Annotated in this window: 17 protein-coding genes and 1 riboswitch; of the genes, 1 reads left to right on the top strand and 16 read right to left on the bottom strand. The window is 45.9% G+C overall.

Annotation, left to right across the window (positions count from 1 at the left end):
• The first annotated feature begins 60 nt into the window (after window positions 1-60).
• Entirely contained in the window at window positions 61-1,125 is a 1,065-nt protein-coding gene (locus tag NSQ91_RS04825) for a GNAT family N-acetyltransferase (RefSeq protein WP_340916650.1), read from the top strand.
• Between the two features lie 87 nt (window positions 1,126-1,212).
• On the opposite strand, the gene NSQ91_RS04820 is transcribed toward NSQ91_RS04825, so the two are convergent.
• The 16 genes from NSQ91_RS04820 to galU all read right to left on the bottom strand — a co-directional run bounded on the left by NSQ91_RS04820 (window position 1,213) and on the right by galU (window position 22,772).
• Window positions 1,213-3,918, bottom strand: a complete 2,706-nt coding sequence (locus NSQ91_RS04820; protein WP_340916647.1) for a discoidin domain-containing protein — start codon at window positions 3,916-3,918, stop codon at window positions 1,213-1,215.
• Between the two features lie 51 nt (window positions 3,919-3,969).
• Window positions 3,970-5,490, bottom strand: coding sequence for a glycosyl hydrolase (locus NSQ91_RS04815; RefSeq protein WP_340916644.1), 1,521 nt, complete (start codon window positions 5,488-5,490; stop codon window positions 3,970-3,972).
• A gap of 151 nt (window positions 5,491-5,641) precedes the next feature.
• A complete protein-coding gene (locus tag NSQ91_RS04810; protein ID WP_340916641.1) occupies window positions 5,642-7,192 on the bottom strand; it encodes a glycosyl hydrolase in 1,551 nt (516 codons plus the stop codon).
• Between the two features lie 12 nt (window positions 7,193-7,204).
• Window positions 7,205-7,284: riboswitch (cyclic di-GMP riboswitch) on the bottom strand.
• Window positions 7,285-7,420: 136 nt separating this feature from the next.
• Window positions 7,421-8,794: a sugar phosphate nucleotidyltransferase gene (locus NSQ91_RS04805; RefSeq protein WP_076129262.1), complete on the bottom strand. Its 1,374-nt coding sequence runs from the start codon at window positions 8,792-8,794 to the stop codon at window positions 7,421-7,423.
• Between the two features lie 747 nt (window positions 8,795-9,541).
• Window positions 9,542-10,882, bottom strand: coding sequence for a UDP-glucose dehydrogenase family protein (locus NSQ91_RS04800; RefSeq protein WP_076129263.1), 1,341 nt, complete (start codon window positions 10,880-10,882; stop codon window positions 9,542-9,544).
• Between the two features lie 4 nt (window positions 10,883-10,886).
• Window positions 10,887-11,987 carry a glycosyltransferase gene (locus NSQ91_RS04795; RefSeq protein WP_036676592.1) on the bottom strand — a complete coding sequence of 367 codons (1,101 nt, stop codon included), beginning with the start codon at window positions 11,985-11,987 and terminating at the stop codon, window positions 10,887-10,889.
• Between the two features lie 61 nt (window positions 11,988-12,048).
• The gene (locus NSQ91_RS04790; RefSeq protein ID WP_036676593.1) at window positions 12,049-13,188 is read right to left on the bottom strand and encodes a glycosyltransferase family 4 protein; all 1,140 of its coding nucleotides are present in this window, start codon (window positions 13,186-13,188) and stop codon (window positions 12,049-12,051) included.
• Window positions 13,188-14,375 carry a glycosyltransferase family 4 protein gene (locus NSQ91_RS04785; protein WP_036676596.1) on the bottom strand — a complete coding sequence of 396 codons (1,188 nt, stop codon included), beginning with the start codon at window positions 14,373-14,375 and terminating at the stop codon, window positions 13,188-13,190. The genes NSQ91_RS04790 and NSQ91_RS04785 overlap by 1 nt, the downstream gene beginning before the upstream one ends.
• Complete coding sequence (locus tag NSQ91_RS04780) at window positions 14,362-15,219, bottom strand: glycosyltransferase family 2 protein (RefSeq protein WP_038568901.1); 858 nt, start codon at window positions 15,217-15,219, stop codon at window positions 14,362-14,364. The genes NSQ91_RS04785 and NSQ91_RS04780 overlap by 14 nt, the downstream gene beginning before the upstream one ends.
• A gap of 26 nt (window positions 15,220-15,245) precedes the next feature.
• The gene (locus tag NSQ91_RS04775; protein WP_076129264.1) at window positions 15,246-16,631 is read right to left on the bottom strand and encodes an oligosaccharide flippase family protein; all 1,386 of its coding nucleotides are present in this window, start codon (window positions 16,629-16,631) and stop codon (window positions 15,246-15,248) included.
• Window positions 16,597-18,075, bottom strand: coding sequence for an O-antigen ligase family protein (locus NSQ91_RS04770; protein ID WP_076129265.1), 1,479 nt, complete (start codon window positions 18,073-18,075; stop codon window positions 16,597-16,599). The genes NSQ91_RS04775 and NSQ91_RS04770 overlap by 35 nt, the downstream gene beginning before the upstream one ends.
• The gene (locus tag NSQ91_RS04765; protein WP_036676606.1) at window positions 18,072-18,845 is read right to left on the bottom strand and encodes a WecB/TagA/CpsF family glycosyltransferase; all 774 of its coding nucleotides are present in this window, start codon (window positions 18,843-18,845) and stop codon (window positions 18,072-18,074) included. The genes NSQ91_RS04770 and NSQ91_RS04765 overlap by 4 nt, the downstream gene beginning before the upstream one ends.
• Window positions 18,842-20,188 carry an O-antigen ligase family protein gene (locus NSQ91_RS04760; protein ID WP_036676609.1) on the bottom strand — a complete coding sequence of 449 codons (1,347 nt, stop codon included), beginning with the start codon at window positions 20,186-20,188 and terminating at the stop codon, window positions 18,842-18,844. Before NSQ91_RS04760 ends, NSQ91_RS04765 begins: the two co-directional genes overlap by 4 nt.
• A gap of 9 nt (window positions 20,189-20,197) precedes the next feature.
• Window positions 20,198-21,133 (bottom strand): glycosyltransferase, encoded by a 936-nt coding sequence (locus NSQ91_RS04755; protein WP_036676610.1) that lies wholly within the window; start codon window positions 21,131-21,133, stop codon window positions 20,198-20,200.
• Window positions 21,134-21,158: 25 nt separating this feature from the next.
• The gene (locus tag NSQ91_RS04750) at window positions 21,159-21,851 is read right to left on the bottom strand and encodes a sugar transferase (protein ID WP_076129267.1); all 693 of its coding nucleotides are present in this window, start codon (window positions 21,849-21,851) and stop codon (window positions 21,159-21,161) included.
• Window positions 21,852-21,881: 30 nt separating this feature from the next.
• Entirely contained in the window at window positions 21,882-22,772 is an 891-nt protein-coding gene (gene galU, locus NSQ91_RS04745; RefSeq protein ID WP_042185171.1) for a UTP--glucose-1-phosphate uridylyltransferase GalU, read from the bottom strand.
• Between the last annotated feature and the right edge of the window lie 134 nt (window positions 22,773-22,906).

Raw genomic sequence — 22,906 nt, 5'->3', positions numbered from 1 at the left:
ATACTTAAAATAATTCCTTTCTACCCTACTCGTATTTACATATAAGGAGGCTGACTGTATATGCAATTGAGATTAATAACACCTGCGGAGCTGGAGCAAGCCGCTCTTCTAGCCCATTCCATCTTTCGTAAAGCTGGCGACACTTCTATGAAAGAGCTGTTTCCGCTGATTTTTAGCCCTGGTTACACTCACTCTTATGCAGCCGTTGCCGAGGACGGTAACATCGCTGCTTTTATGGGATTAGTGCCCTCCACGATCCGCACTGGAGAAGCTCTCCTGAACGTGTTCTCCATCGGCGCGGTTTGCACAGATCCTGCTTATCGCGGACAGGGACTAGCCGGTCAGCTTCTACAGCTATGCCAGACCCATGCTGCGAATGCCGGCGCATCGCTTATCTTTGTCTCGGGTGACCGCTCGCTGTATACCCGAGCGGGATGCGTACCGTTCGGCGGTACGCAATTGGCCGAGCTGAACGCAAGCTCGGCTCACGCACTTGCTGCCGCAGCAGGGGAAGAATGGACGCTGCGGCCCATGCAGCCGGGCGACTTCTTCGCCGTCAACCGGCTGCTGAATGAACGCGAAGCCGGACAGGTGTACAGTCCGGGTGAGCTGGCGCTGCTGCTGGGTGCCGAGGCTTACGCGGGTGTGCTGGGCTTGTCCCAGCGCACACTCGTAGCCGTGCGGGACGGCAGCATCGAGGGGTTCGCCGCGATGGCTGTGCCTGCGGCGGATGTGCCGGCGCCGAGCCCAGCGACGGCGGTGGAATGGGCGGGCCAGCCGCAAGCGGTAGCGGCGTTGCTGGCCAAGGCGGCTCTGTGCAGCGGCGTTGGCACGCTGCAAGTGCCTGTGCCGTGGCAGGAGCGCAGCCTGCTCGCGCTTCTGCGGGACGCCGGCGCCTCCTTAAGCGCCGGCGCGAATAGCGGGACGGTCTGCATCGCAGACCGGGAAGCGCTTTTGCGGCAGACGGAAGTATGCCGCAATCGTAGCCTCGACTTGTCGTCCGTGGACGACAAGGAGCTGATCTCGCTGCTGTTTGATCCAGCGAGCCCGCTTCGTACCTCTGATTCCTCAGGGGAATCTGAGGCAATTCCTTTACCTTATATGTCAGGTCTCCATTTTATTTAAAGCACAAAAATAACCTCAGCGGGAGAAGGATCCCGCTGAGGTTATTTAGTATGCTCTATTAACAGTTATATAAATTCAAATAATTGCTTATTCTCTGGAGTACACCTGTAGCTCTTGAATAGACCAATAATTCCCGCCGGCTCCGTTCTGTACAATTTTGACATACCTCGTCTTCACTTTAGAAAAGGATATCTTAGTAAGCTCTTTCGTACCTTTACCAGACGTGAGTTTTTTCCAGTTTTGAGCATCGTCAGAAATATAGACTACATAGTCTCTTGGGTAATCAAACGGTGATAACGTGCTATCCAAATCTATTCTTTCAATTTCATGTGCTTCACCCAGATCAATCTGAAAATACTCACCGGAAACCTGATGTTTCCCCGTATCCCAGCGCGTGCGCCGATCCCCATCGATAGCCAGACTAGGAGCTGATGCTGCCGTATTCACATTTGAGGATACCTTCCATTTAGTACGATCCAGAGGAACCAGTCCGGTGGCTGTAATCTGAACTTTATCGGACAGTAAATTAGAGCCGGATACCCTTACCGCGTAGGTATATAACGTCCCTTCACGTAAATTATGATCCGTAAATTCTGTAAGCTTCACATCGGTGGCCACCACCTTCATTTCCCCGCCGCTACCTTCAGCGCGAAGCAGCTCATAGCTTGCTCCTGGTGCCTCCAACCAATTTAATTTTACAGCTAAACCTTTTGTTGCTGCGGCTTTGAATCCTTTAGGTGCCGACGGCTTTACTTCAGAGGAAGGCTGCAAAATATACTGCACAGCCTCTCCTGGAGCAAGGGTCTCCGTAAAGGTTAACGTAGGAGTAGCCTTTTTACCTGTTACATAACTTCTTGCTTTTTCATACGTATTCCCGTTTCCAAAACGTTCCCCTTCATACACCCCGTTTTTCGGCATAGTCACATTTACACTCACAGTTTGTGGAGTAGATTCAAAGTTAACGAAATTAACCAGCACCTTATTTGAGGTCGCTCCGCTTCCCGCAAGAGGCTTCAATGTAGAAGTATCCACGGCCCGAACATATACCAGTTTGTCGGCTAACACATCTTTGTTGGCAATTTGATAAGTTAGCGGAGCTCCATGTGTAGCATAGGCAAGACTGAGCCTTCTCATGATGCTGACACGTGAATCCTCATTTTCTTTTGTATAATAAATCTCTGTGGTCGCCGGATCATGCTCTTCTAAATTAAACCCGTATTTGAATAAACTGAAATCCTTAAAAAAAGCAGCATGCTGCACAAACATATCCGCATAACCAATATGTGCACGCATGATCCGGTCGAATACAGCCGCTGTCCGCTCCGTTGCCCCGTATTGATAGGCATCCACATGACTGTCCGAGGTACCAAATTCAGTGGTCAGCATTTTTTTGCCGAGTCCATTGTCTGCACCAGTGAAGGTCTTCAAATTCTCAGTAAAGCTTCCTCCATTACTAAAAATATAAGAGTCACCGTAGGAATGTCCATTGGTCAAATCCGTAACCTTCTCCAGCTCCATACGTTGCTCTGGATCACGTTCCCAGCCATCCGGATCTCCACATTCCTTCCCAGTTCCCTTCTGATTACCGCAAGAATCCTCACTGTAGCTCGGCCAATATGCCCAGCCCGGAGCAACAGTTTGTAAATGGGGCGCGATTTGCTTGCCCTTTTTATTCAGCCAGTCCGCAATCGCCAGGTTCACTGCCTTAGAACGATTGAATAATCCCGGCTCATTATCTACCTCATAATATTGAAAATAGGGGCTATATTGCTCAAAATAATCTGTCAACTTTTTCTCCGCGTCAGCAGGCAACGATCCATCTGCCTTAAGCTTAATATCACCAGTATGCAAATACAAAGCAACCGCCTGCATGTTGTAATCCTGCAATACCTTGTAATATTCCATCATATCCGAGCAGGATCTCCCGACATCACTGGCACAGCTAGTACGCATCACATTCCCGCTATAAGCCATCCCTAGCCATTTGATAACATAAGGCAAGTGCGTAACTGCACCTTCATCGAAATAAAATTGTTTATTATTCACTACTGTTCCCGTCAGTGTATAGCTGCCATGGATAGGCTCAGAAATTGGAGCGTTAAGAGATTCTAAACGGAGATTATCCCAAGTCCACCAGGAATATTCGTCTTCTTTGTCACTGCAATATAAACAGCGAACCGTTTGCAGCTTCAATTCATTCGTTCCTATCTTCAATTGCTCCTTGGGAATATATAATTCATAGGTCTTTTGAAAGTTATATTCGCTTTCTGTGCCAGCAACGCCCGCAATTTGAATGATCCCCGACAATTGATGATTGGAGAACACACTCATTTGCGGCACGGATTTATAAGCATCCAGAATACCTACGCTAAATAAGACCCCATTCTCCGGGATCTTATTTAGCTGATAGGTGATCGTTAATTCCGGCTGGGTCTTTCCATTCAAGCCTGCAGGCAAGCTCTGAAGAGCCGATGATTTGAGCACCGAAGAAGTAACATTAAATTCCTTCTTGCTGCCAGAAGTGCCACTCGCAGCGAATTCAGCTGCTGAGCCATCATGTTGTCCCAGATTCCAGATCACAGTACCATCCGGTATTTCTGCTGCAGCATCAGTTCCTGCAGATAGTCTCGGTATATTGGCACCTACCTTATAATCGTTTGTCCTATTCGTTCCGAAGACAGAGACAGACAACAGAAACAAGACGGTTAATGCGGCGAATTTTAGTAATAACAGTAATGGTTTGTTTGCAGATATCTTATTTTTTCTATTAGATATTCTCCTCGTTATTCCCATCCATAGGTCCTCTCTTTCTTCCGGAATGTCTTACCCTATCATTTCATTAGATTAAGGAAGGAACAATGCCCCTTGTGGAATTACCTGCTGCTTCTGGCTGGAACTCTCCCATAGCAAACGAAGATTGGCATCTCCTTCATTCTCATAATATTCAATTTGGATATCATAAAGCGTTCCGGCTGTGAGTGGGATACTTCCTTTATGAAGGGTTGCACTTTGATTTTTCCAATTGTCGATGATCAGCTTTCCGTCAATCCAGACACGGACTCCATCATCAGAGGATGCCGAAATCGTATATTTTTCACTGAATTCGGGTTTGAGTTTCCCTTTCCAGCGTACAGAAAAGTGATCTTCATTTATCTCTGAGGCAGGAGACCCACCATGCCAATTAAAATCAATCTTACGGTCATTGCGGATAAGTACCGCTTCTCCCTCTAAATCAGTATTGTTATAGTATTCTCCAGTTAAACCCGTTAGGGTTACCGGAGTTACGGGTGCTATCGAAGGATCTCCTGTTGTGAGAACATAGTCCTCTCTTGATACTATAAACGAGTCTTTCATAAAGCTTTTAATTGACTGTAGTGTATTATTTTCTGTCAGTAATTTTCCCCAGGTCATCATATAGACCCATTTATTTTGTTTCTCAGTTAATACATCCGGGTTCGGCAGTTGCCCACTCTCCCCGATTCCGATAGGTTTACCCTCGGCCAATGCGAGCAGATCCTCATAGTAGGACTGTTTATAATCGTTATTGTAGATATCCGCAGCCAGAACATCGAGTTTATCCCCACCGGGATAATATGCAGCATATGGATCTGACCATTCATTCGGCGCATTCGGATTCCACACCCACAGTAGATTATTTAGCTTGTGTGTGTTTACAAAACGATCATAGACAATACTCCACAGCTCTGAAAAATTGTCCTTTTTCCCCCACCAAAACCAACCACCATTCATTTCATGGTAAGGTCGCCATAAGACCGGAACTCCGGCATCACGCAGCTGACCCAAATATCCAGCAACCTCGTCTAGATCTGAGATTAGCCTCTTATACTGAGCTGTCCCAGGTGTAACATAAGCATTAAATTTCTCTTGACTGAGACTTCTGTTTACATTGGACCACTCTGGAGAGGTTCCCGGTAAGCTCTGATGGAAGGTCATCGCTACAATGCCACCCTCTTGATGCCATTCAATTGCACTGTCTATAACAGCTTGCCGCTGTTCTGCGATCGTCTCTTCGGATTGATTATTAATCGCCCCTAATTCATAACCATGTAGAACAGCATTTTGTCCCGAAGTATTCTTCAGCTTATGAACCAGTTCATCTGGACTTTCTAGATAATCATGCTGGCCGGACAAGAGCCCTTTGCCACGTAGATTTACCAAATTACTTAGCAGTTGCTTGGCTTCTTCAGAAGCCGAAGGATTACTTGGTATAGCCGGAGGTAGGGAGGAAGAAACACTCATAGCCTTCGGAAGACTTTTAACCTCTCCCCAAGGCAGCAAGGAAAAAATAATAAAGACCGGTAACATAGTAAACAACAATCTATTTTTCTTATAATATTTACGCAAATAAATCCTCCTTTCGGTAGCTGTACTGCCTCCACAGGTGTTAAAAACATACCTGTTATCGGACAATCGTCTTCTGACCTAATGAGGACTATAGCTTAGTAGCTCTGCAATAACGCAGAGCCACTAAGGATCGACCTTTAATTTTCATCAATCAGGAGACATCCGGAAGAAAAAGTGCACTTGCTGGAACTGTCTCTTTAGCTTGACTAGCACTTTCCCACATCAAGCGGACTCTCGCATCGCCTTCATTCTCGTAATACTCCACCTTGATATCATATAGCTGGCCAGCCTTCAGCGTTATAGTGCCCTTACGCTCAGTACCACTTTGCTTAGTCCAACTATCAATCACGGATTCCTCATTCACCCAGACACGGATACCATCATCTGAGGTAGTGTAAAATGTATATTGCTCATTATATAATGGCTTAATTTTACCGCTCCAACGTATGGAGAACCGATCAATCCCGAGGGCGGCATCCGGGGAGCCTTGCCGCCAATTGAAATCGATTATTGCATCAGTTCTGTTAAGAGTTGCTGCTCCCGACAATTGCATGTTGTTGTAATACTCTCCTGCAAGCCCCTTCGCGAGAGGAATTGCTGCCTCCCCCTCTTCTTCAGAAGGTGCCGGCGCTGGTGCGGCGCTAGGTGTCGGTGCCAGACCAGTATTTAATTTATCTCTGGTCAGGGTATAGTTGCTATTCATAAATGTTTTGATTGTGTCTGCACTGTTATTCTCGTAGAGCATTTTTCCCCAGCTCATCATATACGTCCATTTACTTTGCGATTGCTGAAGCTTCTCCAGATTAGGCATTTCACCATTTTCCCCGATCGCAATCGGTTTGCCTGCGGCTAGACTCAATAAGCTGTCATAGTATTTTTGCTGGTAATCATTTTCGTATATATCTGCTGCCAGAATATCTACTTTATCAGCACCTGGATAAGTTAGCGCATAAGGATCTGACCAAACATTGGGAGCATTCGGACTCCATACCCATAACAAATTATTTAATTTATGAACGTTAACAAAACGGTCATACATAATATTCCATAGTTTAGAAAAGTTATTTTTCTTCCCCCACCAGAACCAGTTCCCGTTCATTTCATGATAGGGTCTCCAAAGCACCGGAACGTTGGCATCGCGCAAGCTTTTTAAAGAGACGGCCACCTTATCAAGCTCAGCGATCAGATTGTTATATTGCTTGGTACCCGGTGTAACGTAACTATCGAACTCACTCTGGCTAAGTGTTTTTTTCACATTATCCCAGTCATAAGAGGTGCCCGGCAGGTTAGCATGAAAAGTCATAGCTACGATCCCGCCCGCTTTATTCCAGTTGATGGCGCTGTTCACCACATTTTGACGTTGCCAAGCCATCGTTGCTTCGGACTGGCCACTGATCGCACCCATTTCATAACCGTGAAGAGCCGCATATTGTCCGCTGGTTCCCTTCAGCATATTGTTAATTTCATCTGGACTTTCTAAATAGTCATGTTGACCGGCAATAATACCTTTTCCTGAGATCGAGTAAAAATAGTTAAGCAGCTTTACGGCTTCAGGTGAGGCACCTGGGGTAACTGGCGTTCCAGAATTTGAAGCAGCTATGACAACAGACGGCGAAATTCCAACAGCAAGCGGAAGTGCAGTCAGAAACAGGACGAGTGACAGAAATGCACCAAACAATCGATACGTACGGTAAGCTTTCAAAATAATCTCCCTTTCGGTAGCCAGGCTGCCACTCTTTCGAAGGCCCTATAGCTTTGCGTCCCTACCTTTCGATAGGTTTGCCTTTTCAATTTAAGAGAAATAATCTCTCTTACCGTAAGTATCGACGACAATTAATGATATATTTAGTGTTTTTATGACTTTTTTTGATAATTGAGTCAATTTACCTGTTTCAAGAAATTTTGAATTGGTTAAATAGATAGGTTAGACCTATGAAATGAATTGTTGTAGTTCTATATCATTCCAGTCTAAAGTAATACGTATGTTATCTTCTTCTACTAATTCAGACCCCGTCTGTACCTCTATAAACTCAACATCCGTCAAAGCAAGGATCGCGTGCTTCGTTCCTTCCGGTATACGTACCACGTCCCCAGCCTTCACATTATGTTTTTTCTCATTCAGCACAATACTTGCTTCGCCGCTGACGATTGTCCAAATTTCACTACGCTTGCGATGTAATTGATAGCTGATATTATTCCCCTCGGATATAAAAATCCGTTTGGTCAGCACTTCATTGCCTTCATCATATTTCACATAATCAATAACTTTGTAATGACCCCAACGGCGTTCCTCGTACATCGGTCTTTGTTCAAAGGTCTTCAGCACTTCTTTAATCCGTGGGCTCTCAGCTTTATGGGTAACTAGAATCCCATCCGGGCTAGCCGCAATGATCAGATCCTTCGCACCAATTACCGTAATCGGAATGTCCAGCTCATTAATCAAGCAAGTCCCCTCAGAATCCGCCGTCACAAAACCTTTTCCTACATGCTTGCTGCTCATTTCCTCTGTCAGCGTATTCCACGTTCCAAGATCCTTCCAGAATCCATCATACGGCTGTACCACAATATGTTCTTCTTTCTCCACCACTTCATAATCAAAGCTGATGGAAGACAATAGCTTATACTGCTTCTGCAATTCTTCATATCCTAAAGGCAACCCTTTACGCTGCAAAATATCTAACAAGTACCCTAAGCGGAAGGCAAACACTCCGCAATTCCACAAGGCATTTTGCTCGATGAGCTGTTCTGCTTGTATGCGGTCAGGTTTCTCTTGAAAGTGACTCACCTTCATAAAACCATTTTCCCCCGCCTCTTCGGTGGTAGGAATAATATATCCGTATTTCTCTGAGGCATGTTCAGGAACAACACCCATTAGAGCCAGATTTGCTCCACTTTCCAGCATGGTCCCCTCAAGCATAGCTATGGTATCGAAAAAAGATGCTTCTACATAAGGGTCAACAGGCAATATTGCTACCGTCTCCGCTGGAGAAACACCTGCCACTGAATAAAGATAGGTAGCTGTTAAGGCGATAGCCGGAAAAGTATCCCGACGCTCCGGTTCAACGATAATCGGCACATGACTTCCCAGCTGGCTTTGTATCATTTCTACTTGGCCACGGCCGGTGGCCAGATAAGATGATTCTGCCATCCCTGCTTCCTCCAGCTGTCTCCAGACACGTTGTACCATGGATTCTGGTTCACCTTGAGGGCTTTCAAGTACCTTTAGAAATTGCTTTGAACGTGAGTCGTTGGACAACGGCCATAACCGTTTACCTGAACCGCCTGATAGAAGTACCATTTTCATAGAATGAACCCTCCTTGAATTATGGAAATCGAGCATATTTGAATTGTTATCAAAACGTCAGCTTCCACTTAGCCTTATTTCGAGCGGATGCACTAAAAAAATTTGTTAGGTAGAAACCACTCCAAGGGATTTTGGACTTCCGATCGCTGTTATCCTCAGATTTCCTGATTGAACCGCTTCTCGCGGTAGAAATCCGAGGATAGCATATGCTTTCGAAGCTAGCTTTCCTACGGAAATCTTTCGGGCGAACACTCCGTTTCTACAGTTCCAAATTCCCTTTCCGTTCTTAACCTAACCAACTACTTTTTAACACTGATCCGTGCGTACCGGGCTGTACCAGCCGGAAGCAAGCACGTTTTTCTAAAGATTTGCTTCTGCTCCGGGGGAGGCAGCTGCAACTGCAACAACTGTAAGAACAACTGCAACTACAAGAGCAAGACTAGTTGCCACCACAGAGACAGAGACAGAGACAGAGACAATGACAACTACAAATGCTACTGCGGTATATAATCAGAGTACCTAACTTTATAAATTGCTTAGAACCTTAAAATAAGGGAACGAAGGGGCGGAGGGGAATTTGGGAACTGTAAGAGCGTTAGCGTCCGCCTTTGTCTGCGGATTTCTACCGCTATCAGCGGTTAAAATCAGGAAATCTGCAGACAACAGGGGCTGGAAGTCCAAACATTCTCTGGAGTCACGGCTCATCCCTAAATAGAAAAATCACAAGTTCAATCAATATAACTTAGATTAAACCGCTCCAGCCACACTAGCAGAATAACCGCTCAATCCACCCATCTGCGGGCGACCGACAGAATGATAAACGAGGCCGGTACCCTCAATTTGCTCCTTGGAATACACATTGCGTCCATCGATCAGCACCCCATTGCGCATGCTTTTCGCCAGCTGATGCAGATCAATATCCTTGAGTAGGCTCCAATCGGTCAAGAGGCATACGGCATCGCTGCCCTCAGCCGCTTCCTCAGGCAGATTGCACCAGCGAAGCTGCGGATGATCATATTGCTGCCTGAAATTTGTAGCTGCGATTGGATCATATAGTTTGACTGTTGCCCCTTCAGCCACCAGTGCCTCAACAATCTCTCTGGCGGGAGCTTCGCGGACATCATCAGTATTAGGCTTAAAGGCAAGCCCCCATATCCCAATCGTCGAACCGCGCAGGCTGCCAAGTGATTCATGCAGCTTGGAGATGATCATAAACCGTTGTCCCTTGTTCACTTCGACTACAGATTTCAATAATTTGAATTCGTAATCGACGTTGCCCGCAATTTGAATGAGCGCATTAGTGTCTTTCGGGAAACAGGAGCCTCCATAACCGATACCAGCCTGCAGGAAGGATGACCCGATTCTTTGGTCCATACCCATTCCTTGTGCTACCTCGGTTACATCAGCTCCCACTTTTTCACAAATATTGGCGATCTCATTAATAAAGGAAATCTTCGTGGCCAAAAATGCATTCGAAGCATATTTGATCATTTCAGCACTGCGTATATCTGTTACAAATACATTTTCTGTGAAACCCTTATGAAGCTCGCGCATTGTTGGTTCCAGCTCTGGATTATCAAGGCCAATGATAATTCTATCAGGATGGAGGGTATCGCGAATCGCTGACCCTTCACGTAAAAACTCAGGTGCAGACACGATATCAAAAGAATGTTGGGTATACTTAGAGATCATTTGAGAGATTTTTTCATTTGTTCCTACTGGAACTGTAGATTTAGTCATTATAATTTTGTGCCCTTCCATCGCTTTGGCGATTTCAGCGGCTGCACCCTCAATGTAGGTTAAGTCTGCTTCACCGTTAGGCAATGATGGCGTACCTACAGCAAGAATGATAATATCTGAACGGCGCACCGACGCTTGAAGATCTGCAGAAAAAGATAACCGTTCCTCACGAAGATTCAGTTCAATCAGTTCCTCGATTCCCGGCTCATAGATGGGCGATTCCATCTGTTTCAGCTTCTTAATCTTTTCCTCGTCCTTATCCACACAGATGACATGATGTCCGCCCAGTGCAAAGCACACGCCAGATACAAGACCCACATACCCAGTACCGATTACTGTCAGCTTCATATAATCATCCTCCTTTTAGAAAATTGACGTACGCCTGCTCAACATACTGCTTGAACTTAACCATAAACGCCTGCTCATCGAATTTACGTGCATGCTCCATAATTTGATCGATATCCCAAGCGTAGGACTCTACCTCATAAATAGCCTTAAGTAGATCCTCCACTTCTTGATGCTGAAAGAACACACCATTTACATAAGGAATAATAGTATCTAGTGCCCCACCTGCTTGATAAGCAATTACCGGTCTTCCTGCAGCGTTCGCTTCCAGCGGTGTAATTCCAAAGTCCTCTTCTCCTGGAAAAATAAATGCTCTACACTGTGCCATCATTCCAGTTACTTGTTCATCTTCTAGCCGGCCCAGAAACGATACATTATCCTTAGCCATGCCTTCGAGACGCTTGCGATCCGGTCCATCCCCTACGATATAAAGCTTAAGACCGTTACGATTGAAAGCCTCTACTGCCAGATCAATCCGCTTGTAGGAAACAAGCCGGGAGACAATTAAATAGTAGTCACCAATGGTAGAAGAGCTTGTAAACCGGGCTGTATTAATCGGTGGAAATATGACATCTGCATCCCGGTGATAATAATTCTGAATTCTCGTCTTCACTACTGAAGAATTGGCTACGAACTGATTCACATTTTTGGAAGTCCGTTGGTCCCACGTTTTGAGCTGCTGCATGTATACCTTAAGCATTTTTTTGAACAGCCCGGAATTCGACTGACGTTCCATGTAGGTGTCATAATCCCATGCGAAGCGCATAGGCGTATGGCAGTAACAAAGATGAAACGTATGTTTAGGAACTTGAATACTTTTCATAAAAGCACTGCTGGAACTCAGGACGATATCGAAACCGCGAAAGTCCAAATCACGGATGGCCATTGGATAAAGTGGCAGCACCCCTTTAAAATTGGTCTTTACCCCCGGAATCTTTTGCAGCCAGGAGGCACGGATATCCGCATCTTTGAGATTGTCAGTAAGGCGGCTTCCGTTAAAAACCGTTGTGTAGATTGGAGCCTCGGGATACATGTGATGAAAGACTTCCACCACTCTTTCCGCGCCGCCCATTTGGATTAAGTAATCGTGCGCTATCGCAATTTTCATGTGAATCATCCTCAAAGTTTTATGGAGCATCATCTTCAGAATTACCGCGTCATATCATCTGTCAGGTGCCCGCCAACAAACCTTTATAGTAGTCAACGATGTCCTTGACCGTATTCTCGATAACAAAATGCTCTTTCACTCGTTTCATCCCATTGTCCGCCATCCGCCGTCTTTCCTCTGGGTGATCCAGCATCCATTTAATGGAGTCTGCCAGTATCGCCGCGTCACCAGGCTCTATCAGTAGCCCTGTCTCACCTTGAACTACAATTTCTACCGGCCCGCCTTCATTGGAGGCGATCACCGGCAATCCCGCTGCCATTCCTTCAACGATAACTTGGCCAAAAGGCTCAGGAGTTACCGAAGTGTGAATCAGTAAATCAGCAGTATTCATAAGGCCTTGGATATCATCCACATGCCCTAGCATGCTTACATTAGTAAGCTCGTCGTTTTTTATCTTTTGCAGCAATTCCTGCTTATAAGCCTCTTCTCCAAACAGAGCGTCTCCGGCCAGCCAGAATTTCACACGAGGTTCGTTCTTAAAGCTTTTTGCGGCTTCCAGCACAATATGCTGACCTTTCCAATGCGCCAATCGACCAACTAGCAGTACGTTAAAATCCTTCTGGTCCCGCATACCGATTCCATTACCAATCGCTTTAGCAAAAGCGGAGTATACGACCAGCGTTTTTTTCGAACGCGGCAGCTCCAAAGCATTCAGCGTAGAATGTGAATTTGCGATGACTCCATTTGGGAGCAGACGCGACAGCAAACGAATTCCTTTGGCAACGATTGGCTTTAAATAAGGAGCTCCAATATGATCCCGGATGTGCCAGATCAATGGAACGCCCGCTATTTTTGCAGCGATGGCTCCGTATAATGCAGATTTCAGGGAATTGGTGTGCACGCAATCTACCTTCTCCGCTTTTAAAAGCGGCGCAAGCTTGCGGCCATAAGCCAACAGCTTGAAGGCTGCAGCAGGTGCTCCCAAGTTAACTGCATTTCTACCACGACTTCTGATGCTCTCATCCAGCGGAATAATACGGACATCCATCCCTTTTTCTCGTAGCCGTTCAGCCAGGGCACCATCCTCAGCCAGGATTACCAGGGGATCGATCTGTTCTCCAATATGGGTAAGGATGTTAAACAGGGCAACTTCTCCACCACTCCATTTAGCAGTGTGATCTATATAGGCCACTCTAAGCATTACGTGGTCACCTCCTCTCCTAAGGCTTGTAGGAACACGGATTCTACTTGATCCGTAACATGCTCCCAGGTGTATCTCTCCAGTACATGCTCCCTACATTCATCCCGGCTCGGAAGCAGCTTTCGATTGCTAAGCATATGGATCATGCCTTCAGCCATGTGGTCGCTACTTGAACTCTTAAATAGCAGCTCCGGCCGGAAGCCTTGCAAAATTTCCTTATTGCCGCCAATCGGTGTAGCCATCACTGGCAATCCTGAAGATAAGGCTTCAACGGTAATCAAACCAAAGCCCTCCAATGCCTGTGAGGGAACCACGAACATGTCCGCTGCCTGATAATAAGAGGCCAGTTCATGATCAGGAATGTAGCCTAGCAGCCTTACCTTGTTGCTTAAGCCATAGTCGGCGATCTTTTCTTCCAGTTCCCCCCGCAACGGCCCTTTACCACCAATCAGCAGAATTGCATTCGGGAATCGCTCCGCAACTTGCTTCCAGGCTTCAAGCAGCTGGAGTAGTCCCATCCGATTGACCAACCGCCGGACAGTCAGCACGGTTGTTGCTCCCTCAGGTAAATTCAAGGTTCGGCGAATCGCCAATCGATTCGTAGCGGGGATAAAACGTTCCACATTAGCTGCGCCTGGAATCACAATAATTTTGTGTAGTGGCACTCCGTGCAGCTTATGGAGAATATCGCGGAACGTCTCACTAAGCACGATGAACTTATCCGCAAGCTTATAGGCTCTATGTTCAATGGATTTGGCGATGGTTGTTTTGACCCGGTGCTTAATGCCTTGGCCTTCGATTTTCATTTCTTCATTCCATGGGCCATGAAAAGTCATCACTACAGGAATCCCACGTTTCTTTGCTTCCAGGGCTGGACCAATACCATAAGGAGCAAAGTGAGTGTATAAAATATCTATACGACCACTGCCCTCTCCCATCAGATCGGCCGCCTTACGCTGGAAAGCATCCTTACGTTTCCAGATCCCATCTTTTGGATCTCCGGCATTGTGAATAATCAATTCCTCAGGGGTAGCAGGCGTCTCTTGACTGCAAATCAGCGCATGCACCCGATTACGTGAGGAGAGTTGCTCGCAAACGGATTTGAAATACGTGTTAAGCCCACCCGGCTGTAGCGACGGCCAGCTAAGGCCTGTCGTCATAATGTTCAATCCGTCACTGTACGGCATAGCTTCTCTCTCCTTTATTCTCCTTCTCGGTCTGACTCGTCTTCGCATTGTGCTGAGTCAGCTTTCCCGATCTAATTAATTCGTAATGCTTGAAGCCGACCATGAATTCATACATGACCCAGAATACGGATACTCCGAAACCTGACATTCCCTTCTTGAACAACCCGTGTAAGAAATACTTTTGCAGGAAACGGGCTGGTGGTCTTAACAGCAGATGACTGACCCGAAATCGTTTGCCCTTGGCATACGCACTTTCAGCTTCCAAGTCAGTGTACTTATTGAAACGTGCCACATGATCGTTAATACTGCGGTAACCATAATGCCAGAGGGTTCCTGTCAAACGTATGGTTCGCTCTTCAGAGACCTCGGGCATCTCGTGCACCAAGCTATTTCGAATTCCATACGCTTTGCGGTTGTAGAGGCGCACTAGATATTCGCCACGATCCAGCCATCTGCCCATGAAATCGCCAATCCGGTAGATAGAATAGGCAACCGATTGATCCATAAGCCCCGGTTTCAGTTCAAGAATACTCGCGGCCAACTCGTCGCTGACCACTTCGTCAGTATCAATAAGGAAGACCCAATCATGAACCGCGCGTTCTACTCCGAACTCCCTCTGTTTCGCATATCCGGGCCAAGGGTTGACGTATACACGACAATTCAAGCTTTCAGAAAGCTGTACTGTCCCGTCTTTGCTGCCTCCGTCAATCACAACCACCTCGTCGGCGAATAACCTGCAGGATTGTATGGCCTTAGATATTCGAACTTCGTCATCCTGAGCGATGATGACAGCCGATATTGGATAATTGCCTTGGCCGCCTACCACGCTTTTTACTGAATCCATGAAGGTTTCCTCCTTTATCTTTCGCATTATCCATTCATATCCATAGGTTTCTTGCGAATGTAAGAATTCATCGTCGTCTTCATCCACTGAATGTCCTCCCGGGTAATGAGCAGCCGCGGAAGTTTAACTTTTAAGGTGTACTTTATATTGAGAACAATGAAGAAAAATCGCAGGATTGCTGATGACAACATCGCTATCCCTGCTCCGAGTAAGCCAAATTTAGGGATGAGCAGGAACAACATTGGGATAACCAAAAGTAAGCCGAAACCTTGAAGCATCGAAACCACTTTTGGCTTGCCTAACGCCATAAATGCCTGCGCCAGTATGATCGTCCCTCCGCTAATGGTCACTTCAAGGAGCAATAAGCGAAACACGGTTAATGCCGCATTGAAGTCTTTGCCGTACATCAACGGAATTACTAAAGGGGCTAAGAGCATCAGGAATACTCCGCCAAGCATGGTGAAGGTCGTACTTATTCGGAAGGCTTTGAATGTTAACTCAACTGCCTGTTCTTTGGACAGCTCAGAAGCCTTAGGAAACAACACGATCGTAATTGAGCTTGAGAAAAAATTAACCATTCGTGATAGACTCACAGCCACTACATACAGCCCCAAATCAGCAGGTCTTAACAAACCGGCAATTACGATCTGATCGATATAGGTAGAGAAATTGCCAAGCAAGTCATTGCCGTAGGAACCAAGCCCGTAAGTAAACAATCTTTTTAAATTCTGATAGGCCCCTCTCATCTTCACCTTATAGGTACGAAGCAAGGAAATCGTCATTCCAATAAACAGCGGAGCTCCCGGAAGAAGATAGGCAACTGCAGTTGTAAATGGATTCATCTGATCCAGCGCGATCAATATCCCGATCATCGTCAGTGTAAGCAACGGCACTAGATAGCGAATCCAATTAAACCTCTTGTATTCACCTCTGAATTGAAAAGCTGCATTGTTAATTTGAGAGATCACTATAATCGGACACAGAATCATAGACCACTGAGCAAAGGTCACGACCTCCGGACTGAAGGATTTCAGCCAATAAGGCAAGACCACGATACCTATAATCATCGCTATGACTCCAAAAATGGTACCGAGCAGCAATGCCATACGATAAAGCACTCCGGCATCCTCCGGATTTTTCTTAGCATTATAGATGAGAGCTGAAGGAATGCCAAAGCTCATGCTAAACGCCAGAAACTGTGACCAGTTAATCATTGCCGTCTGTTCCCCACGACCTGTCGGTCCAAGATAACGTGCGGTCAGTACACCAGTTAACATGTTAATCAATAGGATCATGACACTGACAAACATAGTTTTTACGGCTGCCGAGCTGTTGTCCTTGCTCTTGGCGAACAATCTAAAAGATGACCAGATCGTTCTAGCGGGGAGAGATTTTGCATTCAACTGCTGCATACGGTGTTCCCTTCCTTCTACTTTGAGTAATCTCCCTTGCGCTGAGGCCAAGACCGATCAGCATCCAGATTAAGTATCCCTTGAGTCCGGGAAACCCATTATCTGAAACTAGACTGACAATCGCACCGGTCCAAGTAGCTAACGCAAGTCGGGCGTAGGGCTGCAATTGGTCCCTGCTGATTACTCTAGCGAATATCTGTTTGACAACTGCGCCTAAAGCTCCGAAGAAGAAAACAGCACCCAGAACACCAAAGGTAAGCAGTAAAGCGATAACTCCGTTATCCATAATTCCGTACTCTCCAAGCTCGCCGTCATTACCAAGCTTAGTCCCTTGGCCTACACTACCAATTCCCTGACCTACTGGATTGGCGGCAACCATCGGCAGCATGTTTTGCCATAAGCTTAGCCGTTCATTATAAGAGTGATCTTCTTGAACAGAAGAAAGTGTCTCTACCCGAGCAACCAGTCCTTCGGCACCAGGCAATTTCGGCACAACCCAGAACAACGCAGCAGCCACAAAAACTAATTGGATCAAGGTTTTCCACTTTCCCTTAGAAGGAGAGGTTCCAATATACATGAGCAGCATCACCAGGAGTATCAGCCATGCCGCACGTACCAAAGTAGTCAGCAGGCAGATTACAACTAGCAGAACGCCGATCCAGCGCAATGTTCCCCGCCATTTTTTCTCCAGTATCATCGGAACTAAAGCAAACGCTAAGAAGGTTGCAGCCGGTCCGGGCGAATTCAGCGTAGAGAACACTCGGATTTCCAATGGATATGGATTTCCGATGGACATCATATCCGCATGTTTCATCCAGAACACATCCCAAGGTGGCACCGTCAAATACTGAACAATCCCGTAAATGGCAACTAGGACTGCAATATTGGCAAAAGCGGTAAGCAGTCGATCGATATCCTTCGGCTTGAACTTCGTGACGGCAAAGTACGGCAATAACAGCAGTGGCACAATATAATTCGCTAAGTCATAAACTGAGCCCATGCCATTCTTAGCCAAACCGATTAAAGCACCATAACCCAGCGCAACTGCGAACATTAACATGATCCGCGTGGAGGCTTTTTGAATATTATGAATCTCCTTCAGCAGCGGAATGATCAAGGTTACACCGGTTAACAAGGGAGCTAAGCTCAGCAAGGATACAGAGTGATACACTCCTTCTGACCAGTCAGCAATGCGGCGCAGCTCTGGAGCTACGGCCCAGATTAGCAAGGTATAAGCAACCAGCATTTTCGGTCTAAGTATGGCTAACAAGAAAGCTGGGAATAGGATGGCTGAGAGAATGGCTCCCTGCAGACTGTTCGATGAACTCAGCATCGCACTGGAGAAGCCGATGATCAGCGGAAGAGAGACACCTACAGCAGCAGTCCCCCCTATTAATCCAACTGTCTTGATGAACCTAAGTGATGGGGGCGTAAATACACTCATTCCAAGCCTCCTTCCTTCACCTTATCCCGCTTACGCAGTTCCTTAAGTAATAAAAGTAGAAATTGTGCATCGTCCACAAGATATCTTTTCCAGAGCCGGCCCGGCTCCTGGCTAAGCCGCCAGAACCATTCGAACCCTGTTTTCTGCATGAAGCTAGGCGCTCGTTTCACTGAGCCTGACAGAAAATCAAAGGTCGCTCCCACTCCGATCGATATCGGAGCTTGATAAGAGGTATAGTGGCGGTAAATCCACTTTTCCTGCTTAGGTGCTCCTACACCAACAAACACGATATCTGGCTGGCACTCTGTCAGCATTTCTATAATGCGTTCATTCTCCTCCTCATTGTGCTCGAATCCATAGGATGGAGAATAACAGCCAACCACATTTATTCCGGGATGTGCTGTTTTCAAATTCATCGCTGCCCGTTCCGCCACGCCTTCAGCTGAGCCTAAGAAGAACAGCCGGTACTTCCTTTGCTCAAAGGCGTTGCCCAATCGATTAAATAGATCCGCGCCGGATACCTTCTGCTTAAGCGGCTTGCCTAGCATTTTGGATGCCCAGATCAGTGGCATTCCGTCAGCAACAACTGCGCCTGCCTTCGAATATACCGTTTGAAATTCTTTATCCTTACGAAGCTTGATCACATGATCTACATTGCAAGTGAGGATATAAGACTGATTCCTCTCCTGAATGGTTTTATCAATGTAATCAAGCAAATCCATGAAATCATAGTTATCAAAATTGACATCGAACATATTCACTTGACTCATCGTATCACTTCTTTTTGTGGGGAATCGGTTGGCTGTGAAGATCGATACAGGCAGTTCAGGTACCAACAGAACGGAATAATAAATTGGACCGTCGACAGCGTGTTATCGGAGAATGAGTAGATTAAAAACGCTGCAATAAATAACAGATAATAAGGTTTGATCGGCGGAGCCAATGCTCTGTACACCAGAATAAATACAGCCAATAAAGAGAACATCAACAGAATAGCGCCAATATATCCCCCATCGAAGTAAAAGCGGATATACTCGTTGTGCGGAACTACAAAACCCTTATACAATGTTCCATCATTTGCTACCGTCACTGCTCCAAGCCCTCTACCAGACCAAGGAGAGTCCGCAGCCTTGTTTAAAAAATACTCCCATGCCTCTGACCTTCCTGATAAATCAACAGCCGTATCTGTCTGTCTCTCAAAGGAACGTTTCTCAAAATTATCGAGCTGCCAGAAAACGGCGACCATAATCAGGAAAAATGCACCCATCAACGGAATTAGCAGATAGGTTCTGCCCTTCAAATATTGGCGGAGAATATCATAGAAGTAATAGAGAACGGTAAGTCCAAGTGCCAATATAGGCCCTCTTGTTCCTGTTCCAATCAAGATAAAGAAATTTAGAACTAACATGATATAGAAAAAGCGTGCTTGCTGCGGATTCCGCTTCACCTCTATAAATGGAATCGCTACTCCCATAAAGGCCAGCATCGCTAGATGCGCAGGAATATTAGCCCCCTGAATCCGTACAGCGCCTGTATACTCGATGTTGAGAAAATTATGAACATGCGCAAGCTGCAGCAACAAACCAACCACTACACTAACAAGGGGAAGCATACAGATAATTTTGATTTGCAGCTCGGCTACATTCTTTTTCCAGTTGATTAATAAAAATACGAATGGAATGGATAGACCGATAAAAGCTTTAACTGCAATGGATGAGGTCATTTCCGGCAGCCAGATCGAAGACCCAAAGGTAATCACCAGCAGCGCTACCATTGCCCACAAGGGGTGACTCAGACGAAACCGCAAGCCATTGACAAGAATACAAGGAACAAGCAGCATCACGATAACCAATTTATAAAGGGACAGTATCTCCATTCCGAACATGCTGCCATCATATAAAAAGTTAATCGATATTGCCGTTGTGATTAGAACGAAATAACTGATCAGTTCAGGCCGTGAAATCGAGATTCCCAGCAAAATAATCAGAAGCACGGCAGCTATCGCAATCATCGGCTGGTAGATGACCGCCGTTCCAAAGAACAGGGCCGACATGAGATAGAGCATCCCGTATGGCAAAACATTTAATTTGGAGCCCCACTCAAAATTTGTCATGTTAATCCCTCACCCCGCTGCGGAATGCCTCTCCCGATTGAGAATCATATGAAGCGTTCCACGAATACTCTCCAGCCTGCATTTATTCAAAAGCCTTCTTCCTTTACTTCTTGAGAGGATAGAATCAGCCAGGATATACACGAGCTTAGCGGCTGTCTTTCCCACTAGAAGCAGCTTGCCTTTTAGTCCTTCGCTTTTCATAGCGTTAGAGATACCTTGGCTATAATAGCGCCTCATAATCCAGTCTTCCGTCAAACGGGCCGCCGGCACGAAATGGTCAACCGCCATTTCCGGATGGTAGAGGATGGAATGCCCTTCTTTTTGAATCTGTCCGAATAACCAGGTCTCTTCACCAGAGAGCAGAGAATCACCCTTTCTTCCGAGATCTAGGGGAAAAAGACTGATGTCGAATACGAGCTTCCGCATCGCCATATTGGCCCCACAAGGATGAAGTTGCTTGGGATATTCCTTAATCCGGCTACCTAAATCAACAATCGTGTACGGAAGCTCAAAGGGTTTAATCAACCAGTCCGGACGTTTACTTTCAAATATCGGAGCGATTTTGCCTCCCATAGCCATGACCTCCGGTTTACTCTCGAAAGTACTGACAATCGTTGTTATCCAACGCTGGCAAGGTATCGCATCATCATCGAGAAAGGCAATCAGCGGCGATTTGGAAGCCAGAATTCCTGTATTTCTAGCCGCTGAAAGCCCCTGCATCGGCTCCATCATGTAGCGGATATCCACATCAGCTCCATGCTTTCCTATAAACTTTTTGACGCAAGCTTCAGTATCATCCTTGGAACAGTTATCCACAACAATGATCTCCGCCTGCTCTAAGTGATCCAGCTTTAAAAGTGACTGAAGCGTCTTGATCAATAAAGGTGCTCTGTTGTAGGTACAGATGATAATGGAAAGCTTAGGAACGTCTCCGTATTCACGCATCGGCATTCACCTAATTTCCACATTATTAATAAGCATCTTTTGAACCGAGTAACATCAGTCCGGTTTTAGCAATGATTTTTAGATCCAGCATGGTGCTCCGAATATGGATGTAGGTTAAGTCCAGCTGTACCATTTCGTCGAAGCCGACACTGTTTCGGGCATTTACTTGCCAATATCCGGTACAACCTGGAGTAACCGTCAAACGCTGTTTGTCATAATCCGTATACTGAGCCACCTCTTCTGGCAGCGGAGGACGAGGACCGACCAGACTCATTTGACCTATCAGCACATTCCACAGCTGAGGTAGCTCATCGATGCTCGTCTTGCGCAGGAATCTCCCTATTTGTGTGATCCGCGGATCGTTCTTAATCTTGAACATGGCACCGCTCACTTCGTTATAGGCCATCAGGTTTTCTTTTAACTCCTCAGCGTTACTGACCATGGATCTGAACTTATACATCGGGAATTGCTTTTCATTCTTCCCAACCCGGTTTTGCCGAAAGAACACCTTTCCTTTCGGATCCTCCAGCTTGATCAGAATCGCCACGACAACAAATAATGGCATTAACACGAGAAGACCAAGAGCGGAAAAAAAGATATCGATCATCCGTTTCATTATCAAATAGGACTCTGCTTCTTTCCTTCTCTCATCGGTATGCAGCATGTAAAGTTTCGGCAGGACCGCCTCGTAGTCTTCCGGCAGTTTTTGCATGCTCATCCTCCTCATCTAAAATTTTGCGAACTCAACTTAACTACTCAAGCTGGTTTGTCCCATTTTATTCAGCCATTCCGCCATTGCATCCATCACCGGATAGCGCAAATCTTCGCTTTGCAGTGCAAATTCAAGTGTTGTCAAAATATATCCAAGCCGCTCGCCGACATCATATCTAGTTCCGTCAAAATTATAGGCATATACCCGTTCGCTCTGATTCAGCTTCTGAATGGCATCTGTCAACTGGATCTCTCCGCCAGCGCCTTCTTCCATCAAATCGAGATACTTAAAGATCTTCGGCGTAAACACATACCGGCCCATGATCGCAAGATTGGAAGGTGCCGTACCTAGTGGCGGCTTCTCTACAAAATTGTTAACCCGATACAATTTACCGTCCTGCAAATCCGGTTCAATAATACCGTAACGATTCGTGAATTCATCAGGAATCTCTTGAACTCCGATAACCGAGTTTTGTGTTTCTTCATATTGATCGATCAGCTGCTTAAGGCAAGGTACGGCTCCTGTGACGATATCATCGCCTAACATGACACCGAATGGCTCATCTCCGATAAACCGTCTTGCACACCATACGGCATGCCCCAGACCCTTCGGTTCTTTCTGGCGGATATAGTGAATTTCTACCTTAGCTGAACGTTGAACCTCTTTAAGCAGATCCAGCTTTCCATCTTCCAGAAGCCTAGACTCCAGCTCAAACGCATTGTCAAAATGATCCTCAATGGCTCTTTTACCTTTACCAGTAACAATGATGATATCTTCAATACCGGAAGCAATAGCCTCCTCAACAATGTATTGAATGGTTGGTTTATTGATAATCGGAAGCATTTCTTTAGGCATGGCTTTCGTTGCAGGAAGAAAGCGCGTACCTAGTCCTGCCGCGGGTATGATTACTTTTTTTACCTTTTTCATCGCACTTTACCTCCTAAAAGTTTTGTGAGCATTAGCTTCAATGATTTGACTTCGTACAAAACTCACTTCGAAAGCATAAACTTAAGTTTTGTGAGCATTAGCTTCAATAATTTGACTTCAAGCAAAACTTCCTT

Source organism: Paenibacillus sp. FSL R7-0048 (genome assembly GCF_038004505.1).
Taxonomy (GTDB): Bacteria; Bacillota; Bacilli; order Paenibacillales; family Paenibacillaceae; genus Paenibacillus_AQ; species Paenibacillus_AQ odorifer.
This window is presented reverse-complemented; position numbering and strand designations above follow the sequence as displayed.

Bases quoted from the DNA above. Each gene is read 5' to 3' on its own strand.
- NSQ91_RS04760 (WP_036676609.1), bottom strand. From the start codon at position 20,188: ATGACAAATTTTGAGTGGGGCTCCAAATTAAATGTTTTGCCATACGGG.
- NSQ91_RS04825 (WP_340916650.1), top strand. From the start codon at position 61: ATGCAATTGAGATTAATAACACCTGCGGAGCTGGAGCAAGCCGCTCTT.
- NSQ91_RS04780 (WP_038568901.1), bottom strand. From the start codon at position 15,219: ATGGATTCAGTAAAAAGCGTGGTAGGCGGCCAAGGCAATTATCCAATA.
- NSQ91_RS04765 (WP_036676606.1), bottom strand. From the start codon at position 18,845: ATGAGTCAAGTGAATATGTTCGATGTCAATTTTGATAACTATGATTTC.
- NSQ91_RS04800 (WP_076129263.1), bottom strand. From the start codon at position 10,882: ATGAAGCTGACAGTAATCGGTACTGGGTATGTGGGTCTTGTATCTGGC.
- NSQ91_RS04770 (WP_076129265.1), bottom strand. From the start codon at position 18,075: ATGAGTGTATTTACGCCCCCATCACTTAGGTTCATCAAGACAGTTGGA.
- NSQ91_RS04795 (WP_036676592.1), bottom strand. From the start codon at position 11,987: ATGAAAATTGCGATAGCGCACGATTACTTAATCCAAATGGGCGGCGCG.
- NSQ91_RS04790 (WP_036676593.1), bottom strand. From the start codon at position 13,188: ATGCTTAGAGTGGCCTATATAGATCACACTGCTAAATGGAGTGGTGGA.
- NSQ91_RS04805 (WP_076129262.1), bottom strand. From the start codon at position 8,794: ATGAAAATGGTACTTCTATCAGGCGGTTCAGGTAAACGGTTATGGCCG.
- NSQ91_RS04785 (WP_036676596.1), bottom strand. From the start codon at position 14,375: ATGCCGTACAGTGACGGATTGAACATTATGACGACAGGCCTTAGCTGG.
- NSQ91_RS04750 (WP_076129267.1), bottom strand. From the start codon at position 21,851: ATGAGCATGCAAAAACTGCCGGAAGACTACGAGGCGGTCCTGCCGAAA.
- galU (WP_042185171.1), bottom strand. From the start codon at position 22,772: ATGAAAAAGGTAAAAAAAGTAATCATACCCGCGGCAGGACTAGGTACG.
- NSQ91_RS04775 (WP_076129264.1), bottom strand. From the start codon at position 16,631: ATGCAGCAGTTGAATGCAAAATCTCTCCCCGCTAGAACGATCTGGTCA.
- NSQ91_RS04755 (WP_036676610.1), bottom strand. From the start codon at position 21,133: ATGCGTGAATACGGAGACGTTCCTAAGCTTTCCATTATCATCTGTACC.
- NSQ91_RS04820 (WP_340916647.1), bottom strand. From the start codon at position 3,918: ATGGGAATAACGAGGAGAATATCTAATAGAAAAAATAAGATATCTGCA.